The 20768-nt window shown below is 63.3% G+C and carries 19 protein-coding genes and 1 riboswitch; all 19 genes read left to right on the top strand.

All coding sequences use genetic code 11. The annotated features are described in order from the left end of the window. Window positions 1-209 precede the first annotated feature (209 nt). The 19 genes from HX899_RS18730 (at window position 210) to HX899_RS18640 (ending at window position 20707) form a co-directional block, all read left to right on the top strand. A complete protein-coding gene (locus tag HX899_RS18730) occupies window positions 210-1343 on the top strand; it encodes a transporter substrate-binding protein (protein WP_171598016.1) in 1134 nt (377 codons plus the stop codon). Next, window positions 1340-1924 (top strand): ANTAR domain-containing response regulator, encoded by a 585-nt coding sequence (locus HX899_RS18725; RefSeq protein ID WP_138331393.1) that lies wholly within the window; start codon window positions 1340-1342, stop codon window positions 1922-1924. The genes HX899_RS18730 and HX899_RS18725 overlap by 4 nt, the downstream gene beginning before the upstream one ends. Then, complete coding sequence (locus tag HX899_RS18720; protein WP_003547924.1) at window positions 1924-2772, top strand: ABC transporter permease; 849 nt, start codon at window positions 1924-1926, stop codon at window positions 2770-2772. The genes HX899_RS18725 and HX899_RS18720 overlap by 1 nt, the downstream gene beginning before the upstream one ends. Beyond that, window positions 2772-3692, top strand: coding sequence for an ABC transporter permease (locus HX899_RS18715; protein WP_138331392.1), 921 nt, complete (start codon window positions 2772-2774; stop codon window positions 3690-3692). The genes HX899_RS18720 and HX899_RS18715 overlap by 1 nt, the downstream gene beginning before the upstream one ends. 25 nt (window positions 3693-3717) lie before the next feature. Further along, window positions 3718-5337, top strand: coding sequence for an ABC transporter substrate-binding protein (locus tag HX899_RS18710; protein ID WP_171598017.1), 1620 nt, complete (start codon window positions 3718-3720; stop codon window positions 5335-5337). Between the two features lie 67 nt (window positions 5338-5404). Beyond that, window positions 5405-6349 (top strand): acetamidase/formamidase family protein, encoded by a 945-nt coding sequence (locus tag HX899_RS18705; RefSeq protein ID WP_171598018.1) that lies wholly within the window; start codon window positions 5405-5407, stop codon window positions 6347-6349. Continuing rightward, window positions 6346-8034 carry an ABC transporter ATP-binding protein gene (locus tag HX899_RS18700; RefSeq protein WP_171598019.1) on the top strand — a complete coding sequence of 563 codons (1689 nt, stop codon included), beginning with the start codon at window positions 6346-6348 and terminating at the stop codon, window positions 8032-8034. The genes HX899_RS18705 and HX899_RS18700 overlap by 4 nt, the downstream gene beginning before the upstream one ends. A gap of 133 nt (window positions 8035-8167) precedes the next feature. Continuing rightward, complete coding sequence (locus HX899_RS18695; RefSeq protein ID WP_138331388.1) at window positions 8168-9844, top strand: S8 family peptidase; 1677 nt, start codon at window positions 8168-8170, stop codon at window positions 9842-9844. 9 nt (window positions 9845-9853) lie between these two features. Continuing rightward, window positions 9854-11182, top strand: coding sequence for a hypothetical protein (locus HX899_RS18690; protein WP_171598020.1), 1329 nt, complete (start codon window positions 9854-9856; stop codon window positions 11180-11182). 91 nt (window positions 11183-11273) lie between these two features. Then, window positions 11274-11370: riboswitch (TPP riboswitch) on the top strand. Window positions 11371-11420: 50 nt separating this feature from the next. Then, window positions 11421-12224: a hydroxyethylthiazole kinase gene (gene thiM / locus HX899_RS18685; RefSeq protein ID WP_138331386.1), complete on the top strand. Its 804-nt coding sequence runs from the start codon at window positions 11421-11423 to the stop codon at window positions 12222-12224. Further along, a complete protein-coding gene (thiE, locus tag HX899_RS18680; RefSeq protein WP_138331385.1) occupies window positions 12221-12856 on the top strand; it encodes a thiamine phosphate synthase in 636 nt (211 codons plus the stop codon). The genes thiM and thiE overlap by 4 nt, the downstream gene beginning before the upstream one ends. Then, window positions 12853-13662, top strand: a complete 810-nt coding sequence (gene thiD / locus HX899_RS18675; RefSeq protein ID WP_138331384.1) for a bifunctional hydroxymethylpyrimidine kinase/phosphomethylpyrimidine kinase — start codon at window positions 12853-12855, stop codon at window positions 13660-13662. The genes thiE and thiD overlap by 4 nt, the downstream gene beginning before the upstream one ends. Before the next feature lie 218 nt (window positions 13663-13880). Continuing rightward, window positions 13881-14360: a GNAT family N-acetyltransferase gene (locus HX899_RS18670; protein WP_138331383.1), complete on the top strand. Its 480-nt coding sequence runs from the start codon at window positions 13881-13883 to the stop codon at window positions 14358-14360. 24 nt (window positions 14361-14384) lie between these two features. Beyond that, window positions 14385-15407, top strand: a complete 1023-nt coding sequence (locus tag HX899_RS18665) for a glycoside hydrolase family 3 N-terminal domain-containing protein (protein WP_138331382.1) — start codon at window positions 14385-14387, stop codon at window positions 15405-15407. 43 nt (window positions 15408-15450) lie between these two features. Next, window positions 15451-17097, top strand: a complete 1647-nt coding sequence (locus HX899_RS18660; RefSeq protein WP_181293055.1) for an ABC transporter substrate-binding protein — start codon at window positions 15451-15453, stop codon at window positions 17095-17097. Window positions 17098-17153: 56 nt separating this feature from the next. Beyond that, window positions 17154-18131, top strand: coding sequence for an ABC transporter permease (locus HX899_RS18655; protein WP_130704444.1), 978 nt, complete (start codon window positions 17154-17156; stop codon window positions 18129-18131). 1 nt (window position 18132) lies between these two features. Then, the gene (locus HX899_RS18650) at window positions 18133-19011 is read left to right on the top strand and encodes an ABC transporter permease (RefSeq protein WP_018495205.1); all 879 of its coding nucleotides are present in this window, start codon (window positions 18133-18135) and stop codon (window positions 19009-19011) included. Then, window positions 19008-19811, top strand: a complete 804-nt coding sequence (locus HX899_RS18645; protein ID WP_181293054.1) for an ABC transporter ATP-binding protein — start codon at window positions 19008-19010, stop codon at window positions 19809-19811. The genes HX899_RS18650 and HX899_RS18645 overlap by 4 nt, the downstream gene beginning before the upstream one ends. Next, complete coding sequence (locus tag HX899_RS18640) at window positions 19808-20707, top strand: ABC transporter ATP-binding protein (protein ID WP_138331378.1); 900 nt, start codon at window positions 19808-19810, stop codon at window positions 20705-20707. Before HX899_RS18645 ends, HX899_RS18640 begins: the two co-directional genes overlap by 4 nt. The last annotated feature ends 61 nt before the right edge of the window (window positions 20708-20768 follow it).

The following is a 20768-nucleotide window of genomic DNA, read 5'->3' as shown; positions in this document are numbered from 1 at the left end:
CGGCTCTACCGAAAGAACAAGATCAAATCGCTGCGAGTGCCGCGCAGCACACTTGACAAAGATAAGCTGCCTGTATTTTACTCAAGCCTGCGGATTAGGCAAAGAGCCTTCCACATTACATGACTTCGATAGTCCCCGGGCAGTTTCGCCCCATGACGCCTCATCGCTCGATGGGATCAGCGTCGTGGGGTTTTTGATGTGGTCACTTCATGAACGACGCGCTGAAAATCGGCATCCTCTTTTCGACCACCGGGCCCTACGGCTCGATGGGACGCGACGCGCGCGACGGCGCCGATTTCGCGATGGCCGAATATACCGGCGTCGAAGGGGTGGCGATTGAGCCCATCTTCTTCGATCCGCATGCCGATCTTGCCGCCTATCTCGATGGCGCGCGCCATCTTCTGCGCGCCGGCTGCCGCCATATCGTCGGTACGATCACCTCTGCGGCGCGCAAGGAAGTCATCCCGCTCGTCGAGAAACATGACGGCCTGCTCTGGTACATGTGCCCCTATGAAGGTTTCGAGGCCAACGAGAACGTCATCTATGTCGGCGGCTGCCCGAACCAGCATCTGCTGCCGCTTTTCGAGCACCTGATCCCGCGTTACGGCGCAAGGCCCTACCTCGTCGGCGCCAACTACGTCTGGGGCTGGGAGATGAACCGGCTCGCCCGCGAACTCATTACCAATGCCGGCGGCGAGGTGCTTGGCGAACGCTATCTTCCGCTCGAGGAGACAGCCGTCGAACGCATCGTCGCCGAGATCGCGCAGCGCCGCCCGAGCTTCATCCTCAACAATCTGATCGGCCCCTCGAGCTACGCCTTCCTGAAGGCGATCAAGGCCCTCGGTGATCGCGATCCGGCCTTCCGCGCGGAAAATTGCCCGGTAGTCAGCTGCGACCTGATGGAATGCGAACTCGACGATATCGCCGCCGGAGCTGCCGCCGGCCAGCTTTGCGCCGCTTCCTATTTCGATAGTATCGCGACCCCGGAAAATGCCGCCTTCAAGGCCCGTGTCACCGAGCGTCACGGCGCCGAGCGGCGTGTCTCCAGCGTCTTTGCCAGCGCCTATACGGCCGTCCGGCTCTGCGTCGACGCGATCGTCGCCGCCGGCGGTGACGAGCCCGACGCCGTCCGGCGCGAGCTCCACAATCGATCCTGGCCGACCCTGTTCGGCGCGCTTTCGATCGACCGCGATACCAATCATGCCGCCCTGCCCTTCCATCTCGGCCGGATCAACGCCGACAACGGCTTCGATGTCGTCGCCTCGCGGCCGCCGCTCGCCGCCGACCCCTATCTGACCGGCCGCAACCGCCTGGCCTTTCCACGGCTAAGGGTGGTGTCATGAGAGAGACACCCAATTTCACCGGCTGGCAGGCGATGGTCCTGCATCGCGAGGACGGCAACACCGAAAAGCTGATCCGCCAGCTTCGCCTGCTCGGCATCCACGCAACGCTACAATGGGCGCCGCTCTCGGCCGCGGCACTACTGCCCGATCTCGTCATCGTCGATGCCGACCAGGGCTGGGACGATCTGCTGCCCTGGCACGGCGAAACGCCTGCCTGCCCCGTCGTTGCCTTGCTTGGTTCGGAAGCGCCCGGCCGCATCGCCTGGGCACTTGGACAGGGTGCCGGTGCGATCATCGCCAAGCCGATCGCCACATCGGCCGTTTATCCGGCGCTTGTCATGGCCGTCTCCATTCATCGGGAGCGCAAGGCGACTGCGGAAAAACTGCAATATCTCGAAGAGCGCGTTCGGCTGCGGCCGCTCGTTCACGCCGCCGTCGAAAAGCTGCAGGCCGCACATGGCATCGACGAGGAGAGCGCTTACGCAATCCTGCGCAATTGCGCCATGCGCCGCCGCCTGCCGATGGAGCAGATATCAGCCTTCATCCTGGCGGGTGCCGAACCTCTGCCGGAGGCCGGCTGATGCATGTGCTGAAACAGATGATCCGCCAGCCGACGGCCCTTTTCGGCCTCATCGTCGTCACGCTCGTCATCGGGCTCGCCATCGCAGCGCCGTGGATCGCGCCGTTCAGTCCTGACGAGCAGATGTTTGACGGCCTGTCGCTCGAAGGCGCGCCGCTGCCGCCGGGCGGTCCCTATCTGCTGGGCACCGACACGCTCGGCCGCGACCTCTTCTCGCGCCTGCTCTTCGGCGCCCGCACCTCGCTGATCATCGGCCTTGTCGCCAATGGCATCGCGGTGACGATCGGCCTCTTCGTCGGCATCGTCGCCGGTTATCTCCGCGGGCTGGCGGGCAACATCCTGATGCGCTTCACCGATCTGATGATGGCATTTCCGGCATTGCTTCTCGCCATCGTGCTCGCCGCATTGCTGAAGCCGAGCCTCTGGATCGTCGCCATGGTGATTGCGCTGGTCAACTGGGTGCAGGTCGCCCGCATCGTCTATACCGAAACTCGCGGCCTGGTGGAGCGGGATTTCATCATGGCCGAACGCTCGCTCGGCGCCGGCCACATGCGCGTGCTCTTCATGCATATCCTGCCGCACCTCATGCCGACGGCAATCGTCTGGGGAACTCTCGGCATCGCCACCACCGTGCTGCTCGAGGCGACACTTTCCTTTCTCGGCGTCGGCGTCCAGCCGCCGCAGCCCTCCTGGGGCAACATCATCTTCGAGAGTCAAAGCTATTTCCAGGCCGCCCCCTGGCTGGTCTTCATTCCCGGCGCGATCATCCTTCTGACGGCGCTTTCCTTCAATCTGGTCGGCGACGCGCTACGCGACATTCTCGACCCGACCCAGCGCGGGAGGGGCTGATGGCATCACTCATGCTCCGCCGGCTGGCGCAGGCGGCGCTCATCCTGCTCGGCGTCGCGGCGATCACCTTCGTGCTGCTCTACGCCCTTCCGGCCGATCCGGCCCGCATGATCGCCGGCCGCAGCGCCACCGCCCAGACGGTCGCCAACATCCGCCATGAGCTCGGCCTCGACCAGCCGCTGCTGGTCCAGTTCGGCACCTATCTCGGCAATCTGCTGCATGGCAATCTCGGCCGCTCCTATGCGCAGAAAACCGATGTCTGGACGCTGATTGCCGCGCGGCTGCCGGCGACGCTGACACTGATGCTTGCCGGCATCTTCGTCGAGGTGGTGCTCGGCCTGACGCTCGGCACCATCGCTGCCGTGCGCCGCGGCGGCTTCGTCGACCGGATGGTGATGATGGCCTCCTTTGTCGGCACCTCCGCACCGCAATTTCTCGTCGCCCTGCTGCTGCTCTACCTGCTGGCGGCAACGCTCGGCTGGTTTCCGATGAGCGGCTACGGCAGCTTCTCGCATCTCGTCCTGCCGGCCGTAACACTCGGCATCTGCGGCGCCGGCTGGTACGCCCGCATGGTGCGCTCGTCGATGATCGACGTGCTGAACCAGGATTATGTCCGCACGGCGCGCGCCAAGGGTCTTTCCTCGAAACGCGTCATCCTGCGGCATGCGCTGCCCAACGCCGTGCTGCCGATCATCGCCATGATCGGCATCGATATCGGCCAGTTCATGGGTGGCGTGGTCGTCGTCGAGGCGGTCTATGGCTGGCCCGGCATCGGCCAGCTCGCATGGCAGGCGATCCAGCAGGTCGACATCCCGATCATCATGGGCGTCACGCTGACCTCGGCGCTCGCCATCATCATCGGCAATCTGCTTGCCGACCTCGTCGCGCCGATCATCGATCCGCGCATCCGCACACGCTGACAGCAACCAAAGAAGGGGAACCAAGATGTTCAAACGCTGGCTGCAACAGACGACCATGGCAACGATGGTGGCGCTCGCCCCATTATCCGTCATGGCGCAGGAAACCCCCAAGCAGGGTGGCGATATCGTCGTCACCTACAAGGACGACATCACCACGCTCGACCCGGCGATCGGCTACGACTGGGTCAACTGGTCGATGATCAAGAGCCTCTATTCCCGCCTGATGGACTATGCGCCCGGCACGCCGAACCCGGTTCCCTCGCTTGCCGAGAGCTTCACCGTTTCACCCGACGGCTTGACCTATACCTTCAAGCTGCACAAGGGCGTGAAGTTCTCCAACGGCCGCGAACTCGTCGCCTCCGACGTGAAATATTCGATCGAACGCGCCGTCGACCCGAAGACGCAGGGGCCCGGCGCCGGCTTCTTCGGCGCCATCAAGGGCTTCGAGGATGAAACCGGCGGCAAGACGACGACGCTCTCCGGCATCGAGACGCCTGACGACAGCACCGTCATCTTCAACCTCTCGCGCCCCGACGCCACCTTCCTGCACGTGCTTGCGATCAACTTCGCCTCGGTCGTGCCGAAGGAAGCAGTCGAGGCCGCCGCCGGCGACTTCGGCAAGAAGCCGGTCGGCTCCGGCACCTTCATCCTGAAGGATTGGACGATCGGCCAGCAGCTCGTTTTCGAGCGCAACAAGGATTATTTCGTCAAGGGCGTTCCCTATATCGACAGCTTCAAGGTCGAAGTCGGCCAGGAACCGCTGGTGGCGCTCTTGCGCCTGCAAAAGGGCGAGGTCGATATTGCCGGCGACGGCATTCCGCCGGCGAAGTTCCTCGAAATCAAGAATTCGGCCGATGGCGCGCAGATGATCGTCGACGGCGAACAGCTGCACACCGGCTACATCACCCTCAACACCAAGGTGAAGCCCTTCGACAACGTCAAGGTTCGCCAGGCGCTGAACATGGCGATCAACAAGGAGCGTATCACCCGCATCCTCAACGGCCGCGCAACGCCTGCCAACCAGCCGCTGCCGCCGCTGATGCCGGGCTACGACAAGGCCTTCACCGGCTATGCCTATGACGTGGCGAAAGCCAAGGCGCTGCTTGCCGAAGCCGGCTATCCCGACGGCTTCGAGACCGTGCTCTACTCGACGAACACCGACCCGCAGCCGCGCATCGCCCAGGCGATCCAGCAGGATCTGGCCGCTGTCGGCGTCAAGGCCGAAGTCCGAGCACTGGCCCAGGCAAACGTCATCTCGGCCGGCGGCACGGAAGGCGAAGCCCCGATGATCTGGTCGGGCGGCATGGCCTGGATCGCCGACTTCCCGGACCCGTCCAACTTCTACGGCCCGATCCTCGGTTGCGCCGGCGCGGTTCCGGGCGGCTGGAACTGGTCATGGTACTGCAACGCCAATCTCGACAAGCGCGCCGTTGCCGCCGACTCGATGTCCGATCCGGCAAAGGCAGCCGAGCGCACCGCCGCCTGGGGCAAGATCTTCACCGACATCATGGCCGATGCGCCGTGGATCCCTGTCATCAACGAACGCCGCGTCGTCGCCAAGTCGATGCGCATGGGCGGTGCTGACAACATCTACATCGATCCGACCCGCGTCATCAATTACGACGCGATCTACGTGAAGCAGTAAGCCCCGAAGAAACAAAGCCTTCCCGGTCCACGCCGGGAAGGTGTCATAAAGTCGAGGGAGACATGAAATGTGCATCGCCTGCACCCACACCATCCACCGCGCCCAGCACAATTTCGGCTGGAACAAGGATTTCACCCCCGCGGTCGTCGCCAAGCCCGGAGAGACGATCCACTTCGAATGCATGGATTCATCGGGTGGCCAGCTCGGACGCGACGCGACCCTGGAAACGCTGAACGCGCTCGATTTCGGCAAGATCAACCCGGTCTCCGGCCCGGTCTATATCGAAGGCGCCAAACCCGGCGATGCGCTGAAGGTGACGCTGCGCAAGTTCATTCCCTCGGGCGTCGGCTGGACGGCCAATATTCCGGGCTTTGGCCTGCTTGCCGACCAGTTCAAGGATCCGGCGCTGCACGTCTGGTCCTATGACGCCAACAGCATGGTGCCTGCCCTTTACGGCCGGGGCGGGCGCGTGCCGCTGAAGCCCTTCGCCGGCACGATCGGCGTCGCACCCGCCGAGCCCGGCACCCATTCCGTCGTTCCCCCACGCCGCGTCGGCGGCAACATGGACATCCGCGACCTAACGGCCGGCGTGACGCTCTACCTGCCCGTCGAGGTCGACGGCGCGCTGTTTTCGATCGGGGATACCCATGCCGCCCAGGGCGATGGCGAAGTCTGCGGCACGGCGATCGAAAGCCAGATGAACGTCGAAGCGACGATCGAGCTCGTCAAGGACGCCAAGCTGCAGACACCGCGCTTCACCACGACCGAACCGGTGACCCGCCATCTCGACGGCGCCGGCTACGAGGTGACGACAGGCATCGGCCCCGATCTGATGACCGGGGCGCGCGAAAGCGTCATGCGCATGATCGATCTTCTCGGCGCCGAACACGGCATGAGCGCCGTCGATGCCTATCTGCTCTGCTCGGTCTGCGGCGATCTCCGGATCAGCGAGATCGTCGACCAGCCGAACTGGGTGGTTTCCTTCTACTTCCCGAGGATCGTGTTCGCGTGAACGAAGCCATGCCCGCCGCAGCACCGGTGCTCAGCCTTCGCAAGCTGAGCGTCGATGCCCGCACGCCCGAAGGCCGCAAGCCGGTGCTCCAGGATGTCAGCTTCGAGCTTGCAAGCGGTGAAACGCTCTGCATCGCCGGCGAATCCGGCTCCGGCAAGTCGGTCACCTCGCTGTCGATCATGGGGCTCCTGCCGAAAGCCTCGCTGCGGGTCGCCTCCGGCAGCGTGCTGCTTGGCGAGCGCGACCTGCTCAGGCTTTCCGATCGGGCGATGCGCAGCGTGCGCGGCGGCGATATCGCCATGGTGTTCCAGGAGCCGATGACCTCGCTCAATCCGGTCATGTCGGTCGGCAACCAGCTGACGGAAGCAATCCGCGCGCACCAGGGCAGCGACAATGCCGAGGCGGTGGCGCTGAAGATGCTCGATGCCGTGCAGATCACCGAGCCGGCCCGGCGGTTGAAGCAATATCCGCATGAGCTTTCCGGCGGCATGCGCCAGCGGGTGATGATCGCCATGGCGCTCTCCTGCCGGCCGAAGGTGCTGATTGCCGACGAGCCGACGACGGCACTCGACGTCACCGTACAGGCGCAGATCCTCAGGCTGATGCGCGAGTTGAAGCGCGAATTCGGCGCCTCGATCATCCTCATCACCCACGACATGGGCGTCGTCGCCGAAATGGCCGACCGTGTCGTCATCATGCAGAATGGCCGGATCGTCGAGCAGGGAACAGCGCTCGCCGTCTTCCAGCGGCCGAAGGAGGCCTATACCCAGCAATTGCTTGCCGCCGTCCCGAGGCTCGGCGCACTTGCCGGCACCGACCGCCCGCCGCGCATCACCCAGCGCGCCGTCGAGACGCTGCATCCGGACCGCACGCCGGTTCTGAACGTGCGCGACCTCACCGTCACCTACGGCAATGCCGCAAGCCGGTTTTTCAAGGGCAAGCCGCCGGTCGCGGCCGTCGATGGCGTTTCCTTCGATATCCTGCCGGGTGAAACGCTCGGCCTCGTCGGCGAAAGCGGCTCCGGAAAATCGACGACGGGCAAGGCCGTGCTCGGCCTCATCCCCTTCAAGGGCAACGTCCTGATCGACGGCCGCAACATCGCCGGCCTCAGCCAGCGTGAGATGCGGCCCGTGCGCCGCTCAGCGCAGATGATCTTCCAGGATCCCTATGCCTCGCTCGACCCGCGCATGGCCGTCGGCAAGGCGATCGGCGAACCGATGATCATCCACGGTATCGGCAACCATAGCGAACGGCAGGACCGCGTCGCCGAACTGTTGCGCCGGGTCGGCCTGACGCCTGATGCGGCGACGCGCTATCCGCACGAATTTTCAGGCGGCCAGCGCCAGCGCATCTGCATCGCCCGGGCACTCACGCTAGAGCCAAAGCTGATCGTCGCCGACGAGAGCGTCGCAGCCCTGGACGTCTCGGTGCGCGCCCGGGTGCTGGACCTGCTTCTCGAACTGCAGGAAACGATGGGGCTCGCCTATCTCTTCATCTCCCATGACATGGCCGTCGTCGAGCGCATGTCCCACAACGTCGCCGTCATGCGCGCCGGCCACATCATCGAAACCGGCACACGGCGGGATATCTTCGAGAACCCGAGGGATGACTACACCCGCGCGCTGATCGCCGCAGTTCCGATCCCCGATCCGGAGGTCTATCGGGTGAAAGGGGTTCATGTATGAGCGCATTGCCGAAGCGAGTGTAGATCGGCGATCTTAAAGTCATTCGGACATTTAGTAAATATAGAGCTGCATTTCAGAAATATATTGCACCTATGGTTGTCACTGCTATTCTCCAAAATGGGAGGAGAACCGCATGGCGAGAGGGCCGCAGCCAGCACGGCCCCGGAGAAAATCCGAGGGCAATATTCAAGAAAACCTCGTCAAGACGCGGATCGGGGGCGATCTCTCGTCGTTCATGAAGGGCAAGACGGATCCCCCCAAGGGGATTGGCAAGGCGAAGCACTTCGATGTCATCATAGAATTCAACCGCGACTTTCCGGGCGGCGGCACGGCGGCGCGGCAACTCTTGTTCGAAGCATTCCTGTTGTACCTCAACAGAATTGGGGCGACTGACGAGAGCAACAACCTGTGGCGTTTCGGCATGTCCCCGCCGCTCGGCATGCCTGCGGTCTCGGAGGACAGCAAACTGGACCTCTCGCAGATGTTTTCGAATGGCAGCAGGATCGCCGCCAAATCCCTCTGGACCGACAGCTACGCCTTCGCGACCCTGACCCGGGAAGCCATTGACCGGCTTTCGAGCTGGACAATGCCCCAAAAGGATGACGACAAGAATAAGGGTGAAACCAAAAGCGGCAGCAAGAATAAGAAGACACCACTCGTCTACAAGATCTGGTGCGATCACGAGATCAAACGCTGCGTCTACGAATCCGTCAGGACAATCAAATGCGATGCGGCGCATGCATCCTTCGCAGCCAGCGGAAAAGGCGTTGTCTGGGCAGTGGCCGATACCGGCATTGACGGGACACATCCGCATTTCAAAACACTGAGAACGCTCGATCTGCCGGACGGCCTCTTTCATCGGGATTTCACGGCCGACAATCCGGACCCGACCGTGGCGTCGGCTGCGGCGCTGATCGATAGTGCCGGCCATGGAACCCATGTTGCCGGCATCATAGCCGGCCGCACATCCGTGCTGGACGAACCGAAAACGGACGCGGTCAAGAAGATCTGCGTGAAATCGGAGGTGCGCAACGAAAATGGGACCAAATCAACCGTCAAGGATACTCATGACGGCGTCATCACCGGCATGGCACCGCACTGCAAGCTGTTGAGCCTGAAAGTGCTGGCCAATGAGAAGCAGGGCAAGCTCAGCAATCTGCTGGCTGCGATCGGCTATGTCCAGCGCTCGAACGACTACGGGCGCAACATCAAGATCCACGGCATCAATCTCAGCCTTGGCTATCCGTTCGATCCGGTCTGGTTCGCGGCAGGGCAAAGCCCGCTCTGCGTCGAGGTCGACAGGCTGGTGCGTTCGGGCGTCTGCGTCGTGGTCGCGGCCGGCAATGCCGGCTACGGTACGGTGACGCAATTCTCAGGCGCGCCGGAGCGCGCCTCCCATAGCGGCACGATCATGGATCCCGGCAACGCAGCGCTCGCCATCACTGTCGGCTCGACGCATCGCGATATGCCGCATACCTACGGCGTCTCCTATTTTTCCTCCAAGGGACCGACCGCGGATGGGCGCATGAAGCCAGATCTCGTCGCACCCGGCGAGCGCATCATCTCATGCGCGCTCTACAACGGTGCGAAGTCAGGCGAAGTGCCGTTCCGGGAGGATACCGGAACGAGCATGGCGACGCCGCATGTCTCCGGCGCGATCGCCGCGTTCCTCTCGGTTCGGCGTGAATTTCTCGGCCAGCCGGAACGCGTCAAAGAGATCTTCATCGGCGCCGCGACCGATCTCAAGCGGCGGCCGGAGTTTCAGGGCGCCGGCCTGCTCGATCTGATGCGAACGCTACAGGCTGTGTAAGGAGGACATATGGACACGCTTGGACCCTCGCCATTCCTATGGCTCGAATTCGACAAGACTGGCGCGATCGATCCCGCGACGGCGACAAGTCTCGCGGCGTTGCTCAACCAGCCCGGAACGACCGATCTGGTGGTCATGTCGCATGGCTGGAAGAATACCAAGGACGATGCCCGCAAGCTCTACGGAACGCTGTGGGCGAACGCCCGCAAGAAGCTTGCGCCCGACAAGGCGAGCCACACCGTCGTCGCCGGCGTCGTCTGGCCCGCCAAGGCCTATCGCACCGATTTCGACGAACAGACACTGGTGACGCCAGGCGGCGGCGGAACGCTGGCGGCAGACGGGACGGCGGCGGACCCTGAGGATCTTGACGATGAAGCCTTCAAAAACGTGCTGAAGGATTTCAAGGATCTCTTCGGGCAGGATGGCGCCGCAACGGCCCAAACGGCGCGGGCTGCAGCGAAGACGCTCGATGAAACGACATCGTTTTTCCTCGTCAAGAACGGCAACGAAGCACTCGGTTCTCCGGGAACGGATTCCGAACTCAAGGCGGATTCAGCGCCGATTGCGCTCGCCACGGACGATGCCACCAGCGCCAAAATGCTGATGGAAGCTCTCATCGCGGCGCCGACATTTAACCTCGAAAGCTCCGTCGGCAAGGCTCAAGGGCTCGGCGACGTCGTCTCGGGCCTGATCTCCGGGCCGAGAGCGGCGGTGGCGCGGTTTTTGAACCAGCTGACCTATTACGAAATGAAGAAACGCGCCGGCATCGTCGGCGAGGCTTTGACGAAAAGCGTGCTATCGAAGCTCGTGCTGCAACAGCCGATCCGCCTGCATCTCGTCGGCCACAGTTTTGGCGCCCGGCTGGTCGCGGCGGCGGCAAACGGGCTCGCACCGATCCCGAAGCTGGAATTCTTCTCGCTCACTTTGCTGCAGGGCGCCTTCTCGCACAATGGCTTCGCTAAAGAGATCAAGCCGGGCCTTGCCGGCGCCTTCCCCGACGTCGTGGGCAAACCGACCGGCCCGATCTGCATCACCCACACCCACAACGATCTCGCCTGCACGCTCGCCTATGCGCTGGCGTCGCGCCTGTCGCGCGATATCGCCAAGAGCATCGGCGATGCCAACGACGAGTTCGGGGCGATGGGGGCGAACGGTCCGCAACACCTGAAGGCGGGACAGGCTGTCGAGGACGATACGGATGCCGTGTTCGCGCCGCAGGCCGGCAAGGTCAACACCTTCCTGGCGGACACGTACATCATCAAGACGGCGGCGTCGGATGCCCATAACAATGTCGACAACGAGGATGTCGGACGGCTGTTGGCAAAGATCGTCAGCTGATCGCCTTTCGTAAAAAAACGCGCGGCGCTGTCAGTCGTGGAATTGTCATTTTCAGGATGACATCAGTCCCGTTCTCTGCGAAAAAGAGCGCGATGAGAGACAGGGGCGTTCGTCGACAGACGGGCTGAGAAGCACCCTTCGAACCTGAACCGGATAATGCCGGCGGAGGGAGTCGCTCGGGGTCGCGGCATCGCCCGCACGAACCGCCCCGTGCCCGCCCCCGCCTGAAAGGGGCCACATGCAGACCAAAACCACACCAGGAGCGATGCTGAAGGCGATGCGCGAGAAGCCGCCGCTCGTTCAGTGCATCACCAATTACGTCGCCATGAATATCGCCGCAAATGTTCTGCTCGCCGCTGGTGCCTCGCCCGCCATGGTGCATGCCGCGGAAGAAGCCGGCGAATTCGCCGCGATCGCCAGTGCTGTGACCGTTAATATCGGCACGCTGTCGACGCAATGGATCGACGGCATGCAGGCGGCTGCGAAGGCGGCGACATCAGCCGGCAAGCCCTGGGTGCTCGATCCGGTCGCCCACTATGCGACGGCTTTCCGCCGCAACGCGGTCGCCGAACTGCTGGCCCTCAAGCCCACGATCATCCGCGGCAACGCTTCCGAAATCATCGCGCTTGCCGGCGGGGAGAGCCGCGGTCAGGGGGTCGACAGCCGCGATCCGGTCGAGCAGGCGGAAGGTTCGGCGCGATGGCTCGCTGAGCGTCAGCGGGCGGTGGTTGCCGTTACCGGCGCCGTGGATTTCGTCACCGACGGCGAGCGGGCCGTGCGCATCGAAGGCGGATCCGCTCTGATGCCTCAAGTCACCGCGCTCGGCTGCTCGCTCACCTGCCTCGTCGGCGCCTTTGCCGCGACGGCACCCGAGGATATCTTCGGCGCGACGGTCGCGGCACTTTCAACCTTCGCCATCGCCGGCGAGGAGGCCGCCCTTGGGGCGGCCGGGCCTGGGTCCTTCTCCTGGCGCTTCCTCGATGCGCTGTCCGCGCTCGACGCCGAAACGCTTGACGCCAGGGCAAGGATATCAGCCGCATGAAGGCTTTCGATCTTTCGCTCTATCTCGTCCTCGACCCCGATCTCTGCGCCGGGATCGGCATGGTCGAAACCGCGCGCCTTGCCGTTGCCGGCGGCGCGACCATTGTACAGTTGCGCGACAAACATGCCGGCACCATCAGGATGATCGAGACCGGCCGCGCCTTGAAACAGGCGCTGGATGGGACCGGCGCCCTCCTCATCGTCAACGACGACGTCGAGGCGGCAGTCGCCATCGGCGCCGACGGCCTGCATATCGGCCAGCAGGACATGGATGCGCGCAAAGCGCGGGCGATGATCGGCCCCGAGATGATCCTCGGCCTATCGGTCGAGAGCGAGCCGCTTGCTAACGCCGTCGATCCTGGCTTTGTCGACTATACCGGCGTCGGACCGGTATTTGCGACGCCGACCAAGACCGATCACAAGCAGCCGATCGGCTTTGACGGCCTTGCAAGGCTGGTAAAGGCCTCACCGGTGCCATCTGTCGCGATCGGCGGGCTCAAGGCGGATCATGTCGCCCAAGTGTTTGCCGCGGGCGCCCGGGGGCTTGCCGTCGTCTCCGCAATCTGCGGCACGCCCGATCCCGAAGCGGCCACACACCGCATCGCTGCAGAAATTCGAAAGGCCCGCGCATGATCCGCAACGTTCTCTCGATCGCCGGCTCCGATCCCTCCGGCGGCGCCGGCATCCAGGCCGATCTCAAGGCCTTTTCCGCCCGCGGCGTCTACGGCATGGCGGTGCTGACCGCTCTGACGGCGCAGAACACGCAAGGTGTCAGCGGCGTGCACCTGGTGCCGCCGCAATTCGTCGCCGACCAGATCAATGCCGTCTTTGCCGATGTGCGCGTCGATGCCGTCAAGATCGGCATGATCGCCAATGCCGGCATCGCCGACGCTGTTGCCGGCGCGCTGACTGACCACCGCGACATTCCGATCGTCATCGACCCTGTCATGATCGCCAAGGGTGGTGCCGCCCTGCTCGCGCCCGAAGCGGTCGACGTGCTGACCCGCCGGCTGCTGCCGCTGGCCACGCTTCTGACCCCGAACCTGCCCGAAGCCGCAGCCCTGCTGCACCAGCCGGTGGCGACAAACCGTGCTGAGATGGCGGAACAGGCCGAGCGCCTGCTCGCGCTTGGCCCGGCCGCGGTGCTGGTCAAGGGCGGCCATCTCGACAGCGACCAGAGCCCTGACGTGCTTGCCACGGCCGCCGGCCTTCACTGGTTCGAAGCCAGGCGTGTGCCGACCAAGAACACCCATGGCACCGGCTGCACGCTCTCCAGCGCGCTGGCGGCCGAGCTCGCCAAGGGCGCCTCGGCGCAAGAGGCGGTCGCTATCGCGAAGGACTACCTCGCCGGCGCGGTCGCGGCAGCCGGACACCTCACCGTCGGCTCCGGCCACGGCCCGGTGCAGCATTTTCATGCGCTTTGGAAAGAGGGCGAATAGGCGCTCGCTCAACCAATATTCCGCCAATCGAAACAGCCCGGCCTTTCCGGGCCGTTTTTGCGTTCGGCACCTACTTTGCGTTGAAACCCTGGGGACAGCGGCGGCTCGCGCCTTTGGCCGTTTGAAAAACCTTGTTGACAAGCCCGGTCAGATGGCCAAGTCTATGACACTAAAAGGGGATATGTTCCGTAATAACGGAATAACTGGAGGAGTGACGGGTGCCAGACCTGCTTGTGAGCCTATATTCCACTGAGCTCGCCGACCTGAAACGCAAAGCCGACGACGTCGGCGTCTCCATCCGTGCGGCCCTCCCCCCGGAACTGCATCTTATCGTCGGCTGGGTTCGCCAACGGTTCAGCGAGAACTGGGCGAGCGAAGTCACAGTCGCCTTCTCCCGCCAGCCGGTTGCCTGCCTGATTGCCGTTGAAGGCGGCAAGCTCCTGGGCTTTGCCTGCTATGACACGACGGCGCGCGGCTTCTTCGGCCCGACCGGCGTCGACCCCGACGCACGCGGCAAGGGCATTGGGCTCGCTCTCTTTTCCGCCTGCCTTCAGACCATGAAGACGCTCGGCCACGCCTATGCCTTCATCGGCGATGCCGGGCCAGTCGATTTCTACGCCAGGACCGCAGGCGCAACCATCATCCCCGCCCCCGATAAGGGCATCTACGAAGGCATGCTGCGAAGCGCGCCGAAATGACCATCTGATCCCGGAGTTACAGAATTGTCCTCGACCCCGCTCGCCCTTTTCGTCGGCCTTCCGAATCCCACTATTTCGGATGATGAATTCGCCCTCTTTCGCGAAACCAATCCGCTCGGCCTGTTCGTCGGCCGGCGCAATCAGCGCGAGCCGGAGCAGACGAGGCGCCTGATCGAGCGCTTCCGCGAAGCCGTCGGCCGCGACGACGCGCCTGTCTTCACCGACCAGGAAGGCGGCCGCGTGCAGCATCTCGATGCCGGCCCCTGGCCGCTCTTCCGCAGCTTCGGCCAGTTTGCCGAACTTGCACGCCGCGATTTCGATCTCGGCAAAAAAGCACTGCGCCTTTCCTCCCAGGCCATGGGTGCGATGATGACGGAACTCGGCCTTTCGAGCGGCTGCTCGCCCGTTCTCGACCTCGTCTTCGAGACGACGAGCGCGGTCATCGGCGCCCGCTCCTTCGGCCCTGATCCCGATTTCATCGCTGCCCTCGGCCGCGAGGTGGTCGATGGCCTTCTCGAGACCGGCAACATGCCCGTCATCAAACATATTCCCGGCCATGGCCGCGCGACGCTCGACTCCCACAAGGAGCGTCCGGTCGTCAATGCCAGCCGCGAGACGCTCACAGCCACCGATTTCAAACCCTTCGTCGCGCTGAAGGATACGCCTTGGGCCATGGTCGCCCATGTCGTCTACTCGGCCTATGACGCCGAGCTGCCGGCGTCGGTCTCGCCGATCATGCACGACGTGATCCGCAAGGACATGGGTTATGACGGCGTACTGATATCAGACTGCATCTTCATGGAATCGCTCTCCGGCACCCTGCCGGAGCGCGTCAAGCAGGTGCTCGACGCAGGCTTCGACATCGCGCTCCACAGCCACGGCGACATCCCGGAAAGCGAAGCCGCCGCCAAGGCTGCCCGCCCGCTGACTGAGGCCGCCCTGCAGCGGATCGCCGCCGGCAAGGCCCGCCTCGGCAATCTCAAGATCGATGTCCGCGCCGCCCATGCTGAAGTCGAAGACATGTTTGCAAGCGCGCTGGTCTCCTGACCGGCACCTCATCTCTCACCGCATAAGAAAAGGGGAATAAACCATGAAAAAATATCTTCTTGCAGCCGCAGCAATAACGCTTTTTTCGGGATCCGCCGTGGCGCAGACGGTCCTCACAGTGAATATCGAACCGGCGACGACTTGGGTTCGCAACTTCAACCCGTTCAACCAGACCTCGTCGCGCCAGTCGACACTCGACTTCATCTACGAGCCGCTGGTCGTCTTCAACCGCTTCGACAGCAACAAGCCGGTCTATCGCCTGGCCGAAAGCTTCAAACTCTCCGACGACCTGAAGAGCATCGATTTCAAGCTGCGCCCGAACCTGAAATGGTCGGACGGCAAGCCGCTGACCGCAGCCGACGTCAAGTTCACCTATGATTACCTGAAGAAGTTTCCGGCGCTCGATTTCGTCAGCATCTGGACCTTCATCACCGACGTGCAGGCCGTTGACGGCCAGACGGTGCGCTTCACGCTCGCCAATCCGAGCTCGCTCGCCGCCGAGCAGATCTCGCAGTTGCCGATCGTTCCGGAACATGTCTGGAAGGATGTCGCCGATCCCGTCACCTTCGCCAACGAGACCCCTGTTGGCAGCGGCCCGCTGACGGAGGTGCCGCGCTTCACCGGCCAGACCTACGACCAGTGCCGCAACCCGAACTACTGGGACAACGCGCACCTGAAGGTCGATTGCATGCGCTTCCCGCAGCTTGCCGACAACAACCAGATGCTGACCGCAACGGCCGACGGCACGCTCGACTGGGGCGTCTCCTTCATTCCCGATATCGACAATGTCTATGTTTCCAAGGATCCGGCGCATTTTCACTATTGGTATTCGCCGAGCAGCATGGTCGCCTTCCTGTTTAACCTGGAAACCGCAAACGAGAATAACAAGAAGGCCTTCAACGACCTGAAATTCCGCCGTGCTGTCTCGATGGCGCTCGACCGCAAGACGATGATCGACGTCGCCGGCTACGGCTATCCGACGCTGAACGAAGATCCCGGCCTGATGGGCGAACTTTACAAGAGCTGGGCGGACCCGTCCGTCAAGGCCGACTTCGGCAAGTTCGCAACCTATGACGCCGATGCCGCCAAGGCCCTGCTCGACGAAGCGGGCTACAAGGACAAGGATGGCGACGGCTTCCGCGACAATCCGGACGGCAGCAAGATCTCCTTCTCGATCATCGTCCCGAGCGCCTGGACAGACTGGATCGACACCGTCAACCTCGCCGTCGAAGGCATGCAGGCGGTCGGCATCGACGCCAAGATCGAAACGCCGGAGGAAGCCGTCTGGACCGGCAATCTCATCAACGGCTCCTTCGATGCGGCGATCAACAGCCTGCCGGCATCGGCTTCGCCCTATTACCCCTACAAGCGCGCCTTCAGCGCTTCGGACAAGGGCAAGACCCGCTTCACCGCGCAGCGCTGGTTCAACCCGGAGGTCGAAAAACTCGTCACCGAGTTCACCCATACCGCCGATCTTGCCAAGCAGAAGGACGCGATGAACAAGGCGCAGCGCATCGTCGCTGAAAACATGCCTGTCATTCCGGTGTTCAACAATCCGAACTGGTATCAGTACAACACCAAGCGCTTCACCGGCTGGTCGACCAAGGAAAACCCCTTCGTCAATCCGTCGATCTCGCGGACCAACCCGGCACGCCTGCTGAACCTCCTGGCTCTCGAGCCGGTCAAGTAAGCATCGCAATCCTCGGGAGCGGCGTAAAGCGCCGCTCCTGTCATGACGGAGTCCCCATGGCTTTCCTGCTTCGCCGCCTCGTCTTCTACATGGCAGCCTTCATCGCGGCAGCGACAATCAATTTCTTCCTGCCTCGTCTGATGCCGGGCGATCCCGTGCAGATCATGTTTTCGAGTGCCGGCACCGAATTGCCGCCGGAAAGCCTGCAGGCGCTCAAGCTCACCTTCGGCTTCGTCGACGGTCCGCTCTGGCAGCAGTATCTCACTTATCTCGGTAGCATCTTCACCGGCGATCTCGGCCGCTCGATCAAATATTTTCCGCTGCCGGTCACCTCGGTGCTCGGCCATGCCCTCGTCTGGACCGTCGGCCTGATGGGCACGGCGACGATCGTGAGCTTTGCGCTCGGCACCTTCCTCGGCATCGTCGCCGCCTGGCGCCGCGGCAGCAAGTTCGATGTCATCGTCTCCGTCGGCGCGATCTTCGCCACCTCGGTGCCGGCCGTCGTCACCTCGCTGATCGTGCTCTTCATCTTCGGCTTCACGCTCGGCTGGTTTCCGAACGGTTATGCCGCCGACCCATCGCTCGATCCGGCCTTCAGCCTGCAATACATCGGCAGCCTCGCCTATCACGGCATCCTGCCGATGGTGACGCTCTGCACCGTGCTGATCGGCGGCTTCACCGTCACCATGCGCAACAACATGATCAACCTGCTCGGCGAGGACTATATCGTCATGGCCCGCGCCAAGGGCCTTTCCGACCGGCATGTGATGCTCTGGTACGCAGCGCGCAACGCCCTGTTGCCGACCGTCTCCAGCCTTGCCATCGCCATCGGCACCATCCTCGGCGGTTCGCTGGTGACGGAGGTCGTCTATAACTATCCCGGCCTCGGCAACATTCTCTACCAGGCGATCCTCGCCCGCGATTACCCCGTCATCCAGGGCCAGCTCCTCATCATGACCGCGACCATGCTGATCGCCAATTTTATCGTCGACGTCAGCTATGTGCTGCTCGACCCGCGGCTGAAGGGAGCGTGAGATGAAGACCCTGCTTCGAAACCGTAAGGCGCTGATCGGCCTGGTCATCATCGCCTTCATCGTCCTCGTCGCGATCGCAGCGCCGTTGCTGACGCAGTACGATCCCGCCGCCCGCACCGGGCGGCCGCATCAAGCGCCATCACTCGACCATATCCTCGGCACCACCCGCATCGGCCAGGATGTCTTTGCCCGGCTGATCTACGGCGCCCGTACTTCGCTTGCCGTCGGCTTCGGCGCCGGCCTGCTGATCACACTCGTCGGCACCGCACTCGGCATCATCTCCGGCTATCGCGGCGGCAAGACCGACGAGATCATCAGCTTCTTCACCAACATGGTGCTGGTCGTTCCGAACCTGCCGCTGCTGCTCGTGCTCGCCGCCTTCATCGGCCAGGCAAGCCCCCTCGTCATCGCCCTCATCCTCGGCGCCACCTCCTGGGCCTGGGGCGCGCGCGTCACTCGTGCCGAAACGCTCTCCGTCAAGCAGAAGGATTTCGTCAAATCGGCCGAGATGATGGGGGAGCCGCAATGGCGCATCATGACATTCGAGATCTTTCCCAACGTGATTTCAATCGTCGGCATCAATTTCATCGGCAGCGTCATCTTCGCGATCATCACCGAGGCGACGCTCGAATTCCTCGGCCTCGGCGACCCGAGAGCGATCTCCTGGGGCACCATGCTCTACAATGCGCAGAAAGCCTCGGCCCTTTCGGTCGGCGCCTGGTGGGATATTCTCACCCCCTGCTTCGCACTCGCCTTCCTCGGCATTGGCATGTCATTGCTGAACTTCGCCGTCGACGAGATCGCCAATCCGCGGCTGCGCACCGGCAATCATCTGAAGCGCTGGTCCCTGCTCGTCCGCTCCGGGGAGGGCCGCCTGTGACGCAGCCGCTGCTCTCGGTGAGGAACCTCACCATCGACTATATCGGCGAGGAGAAGGATTTCCGCGCCGTCGACGATGTCAGCTTCGATGTCGCGCCCGGCGAGGTCTTCGGCCTTGCCGGCGAATCCGGCTGCGGCAAGAGCACCATCGCTTTTGCCATCAACCGCCTGCACAAGCCGCCGGCGCTAATCCGCAAGGAGAGCCGCATCCTGCTCGACGGTCGCGACGTGCTCGGCCTCGACAAACAGGCACTCAGCGCCTTCCGCTGGCGCGAGGTTGCCATGGTTTTCCAGAGCGCCATGAATTCGCTGAACCCGGTGCTGCGCATCGAGACGCAATTCTACGACATGCTGCGCGCTCACAAGGGCATGAGCCGTGTTGCAGCCCGCGAGCGCACCGCCGAGATGCTGACGCTCGTCGACATCGCGCCGGATCGCATGCGCGACTATCCGCACCAGTTTTCCGGCGGCATGCGCCAGCGCATCGTCATCGCCATCTGCATGGCGCTCGATCCGAAGCTCGTCGTCATGGACGAGCCGACGACGGCGCTCGACGTCGTCGTCCAGCGCGAAATCCTGCAGCGCATCAACGAATTGCGCCGCAGCTTCGGCTTTTCCGTGCTGTTCATCACCCATGATCTCGGGCTGATGGTGCAGTTTTGTGACCGCATCGGCATCATGCTCGCCGGCCAGTTGGTGGAGCAGAACACCGCCGAGGCGATCTACAGGACGCCAAAGCACGACTACACGAAGAAGCTCTGGGCCTCCTTCCCCTCGCTGCATGGAGGAGTGCTGTTATGACAGACGCCATTCTCGCACTCGACCAGGTGACCAAGACTTTCGGCCATGGCTCCGGGGCGGTGCATGCGGCGCGCGCCATCTCGTTTTCGCTGCATGCCGGCCGGGCGCTGGCGCTTGTCGGCGAATCCGGCAGCGGCAAAACCACCTGCGCCCGCATGGCGATGCGCGAATATCTGCCGACATCCGGCCGGATTCTCTACAAGGGCCGGCCTGTCGAGGCGGCGAAATCCGCCGAGATCGCCCGCTACCGCCGTTCGGTGCAGATGATCTTCCAGGACCCCTTCGCTTCCCTCAACCCGGCCCACACCATCGCCCATCATCTCCGGCGGCCACTGAAACTGCACCGCCCGGAGATCAAGGGGGCCGAGATCGACGCCGCGATCCGCGAATTGCTGCAGCGCGTCAGGCTCGATCCCGATCTCGTCGCGCCTAAATATCCGCACGAGCTCTCCGGCGGCCAGCGCCAACGCGTCAACATTGCTCGCGCCTTGGCCGTCAAGCCGGAGGTCATCGTCGCCGACGAGCCGACCTCGATGCTCGACGTCTCGGTGCGCCTCGGCGTGCTGAACCTGCTGAACGAGATGAAGCAGGAGATGAATCTAGGCCTGCTTTACATCACCCATGATATCGCCACCGCCCGTTATGTCGCCGAGGACATCGCCGTGATGTATGCCGGCCAGATCGTCGAATGGGGCAGCGTCGCCAAGGTGATCGACAATCCTCTGCATCCCTACACCCGGCTGCTGCTCTCGGCCGTGCCCGATCCCGAGGTCCGGTTCGAGGACCCGAAGGCGCGGCTGAGGCCCGACGAGGTGGAGGACATCCGCCGCCGTTCGGCAGTGCCGCAGGACGACATCGTCGAATTCGAGCCGGATCATTTCATGCGGATGATCTGAGGCCGGCTTGCTGGCCTCATCTAGCGCCCTATGCTAGGGGACGGTCTCTTTCATATGAGGC

The sequence above is a fragment of the Rhizobium sp. WYCCWR 11146 genome (assembly GCF_013591995.1).
Lineage (GTDB): Bacteria > Pseudomonadota > Alphaproteobacteria > Rhizobiales > Rhizobiaceae > Rhizobium > Rhizobium indicum.
The sequence above is the reverse complement of the archived record's forward strand: the minus strand, read 5'-3'. Positions and strand labels throughout refer to the sequence as shown.

What these genes read in the sequence shown, in the direction of transcription:
- HX899_RS18730 (WP_171598016.1), top strand. Translation starts at nt 210, where the DNA reads ATGAACGACGCGCTGAAAATCGGCATCCTCTTTTCGACCACCGGGCCC.
- HX899_RS18725 (WP_138331393.1), top strand. Translation starts at nt 1,340, where the DNA reads ATGAGAGAGACACCCAATTTCACCGGCTGGCAGGCGATGGTCCTGCAT.
- HX899_RS18720 (WP_003547924.1), top strand. Translation starts at nt 1,924, where the DNA reads ATGCATGTGCTGAAACAGATGATCCGCCAGCCGACGGCCCTTTTCGGC.
- HX899_RS18715 (WP_138331392.1), top strand. Translation starts at nt 2,772, where the DNA reads ATGGCATCACTCATGCTCCGCCGGCTGGCGCAGGCGGCGCTCATCCTG.
- HX899_RS18710 (WP_171598017.1), top strand. Translation starts at nt 3,718, where the DNA reads ATGTTCAAACGCTGGCTGCAACAGACGACCATGGCAACGATGGTGGCG.
- HX899_RS18705 (WP_171598018.1), top strand. Translation starts at nt 5,405, where the DNA reads ATGTGCATCGCCTGCACCCACACCATCCACCGCGCCCAGCACAATTTC.
- HX899_RS18695 (WP_138331388.1), top strand. Translation starts at nt 8,168, where the DNA reads ATGGCGAGAGGGCCGCAGCCAGCACGGCCCCGGAGAAAATCCGAGGGC.
- HX899_RS18690 (WP_171598020.1), top strand. Translation starts at nt 9,854, where the DNA reads ATGGACACGCTTGGACCCTCGCCATTCCTATGGCTCGAATTCGACAAG.
- thiM (WP_138331386.1), top strand. Translation starts at nt 11,421, where the DNA reads ATGCAGACCAAAACCACACCAGGAGCGATGCTGAAGGCGATGCGCGAG.
- thiE (WP_138331385.1), top strand. Translation starts at nt 12,221, where the DNA reads ATGAAGGCTTTCGATCTTTCGCTCTATCTCGTCCTCGACCCCGATCTC.
- thiD (WP_138331384.1), top strand. Translation starts at nt 12,853, where the DNA reads ATGATCCGCAACGTTCTCTCGATCGCCGGCTCCGATCCCTCCGGCGGC.
- HX899_RS18660 (WP_181293055.1), top strand. Translation starts at nt 15,451, where the DNA reads ATGAAAAAATATCTTCTTGCAGCCGCAGCAATAACGCTTTTTTCGGGA.
- HX899_RS18655 (WP_130704444.1), top strand. Translation starts at nt 17,154, where the DNA reads ATGGCTTTCCTGCTTCGCCGCCTCGTCTTCTACATGGCAGCCTTCATC.
- HX899_RS18650 (WP_018495205.1), top strand. Translation starts at nt 18,133, where the DNA reads ATGAAGACCCTGCTTCGAAACCGTAAGGCGCTGATCGGCCTGGTCATC.
- HX899_RS18640 (WP_138331378.1), top strand. Translation starts at nt 19,808, where the DNA reads ATGACAGACGCCATTCTCGCACTCGACCAGGTGACCAAGACTTTCGGC.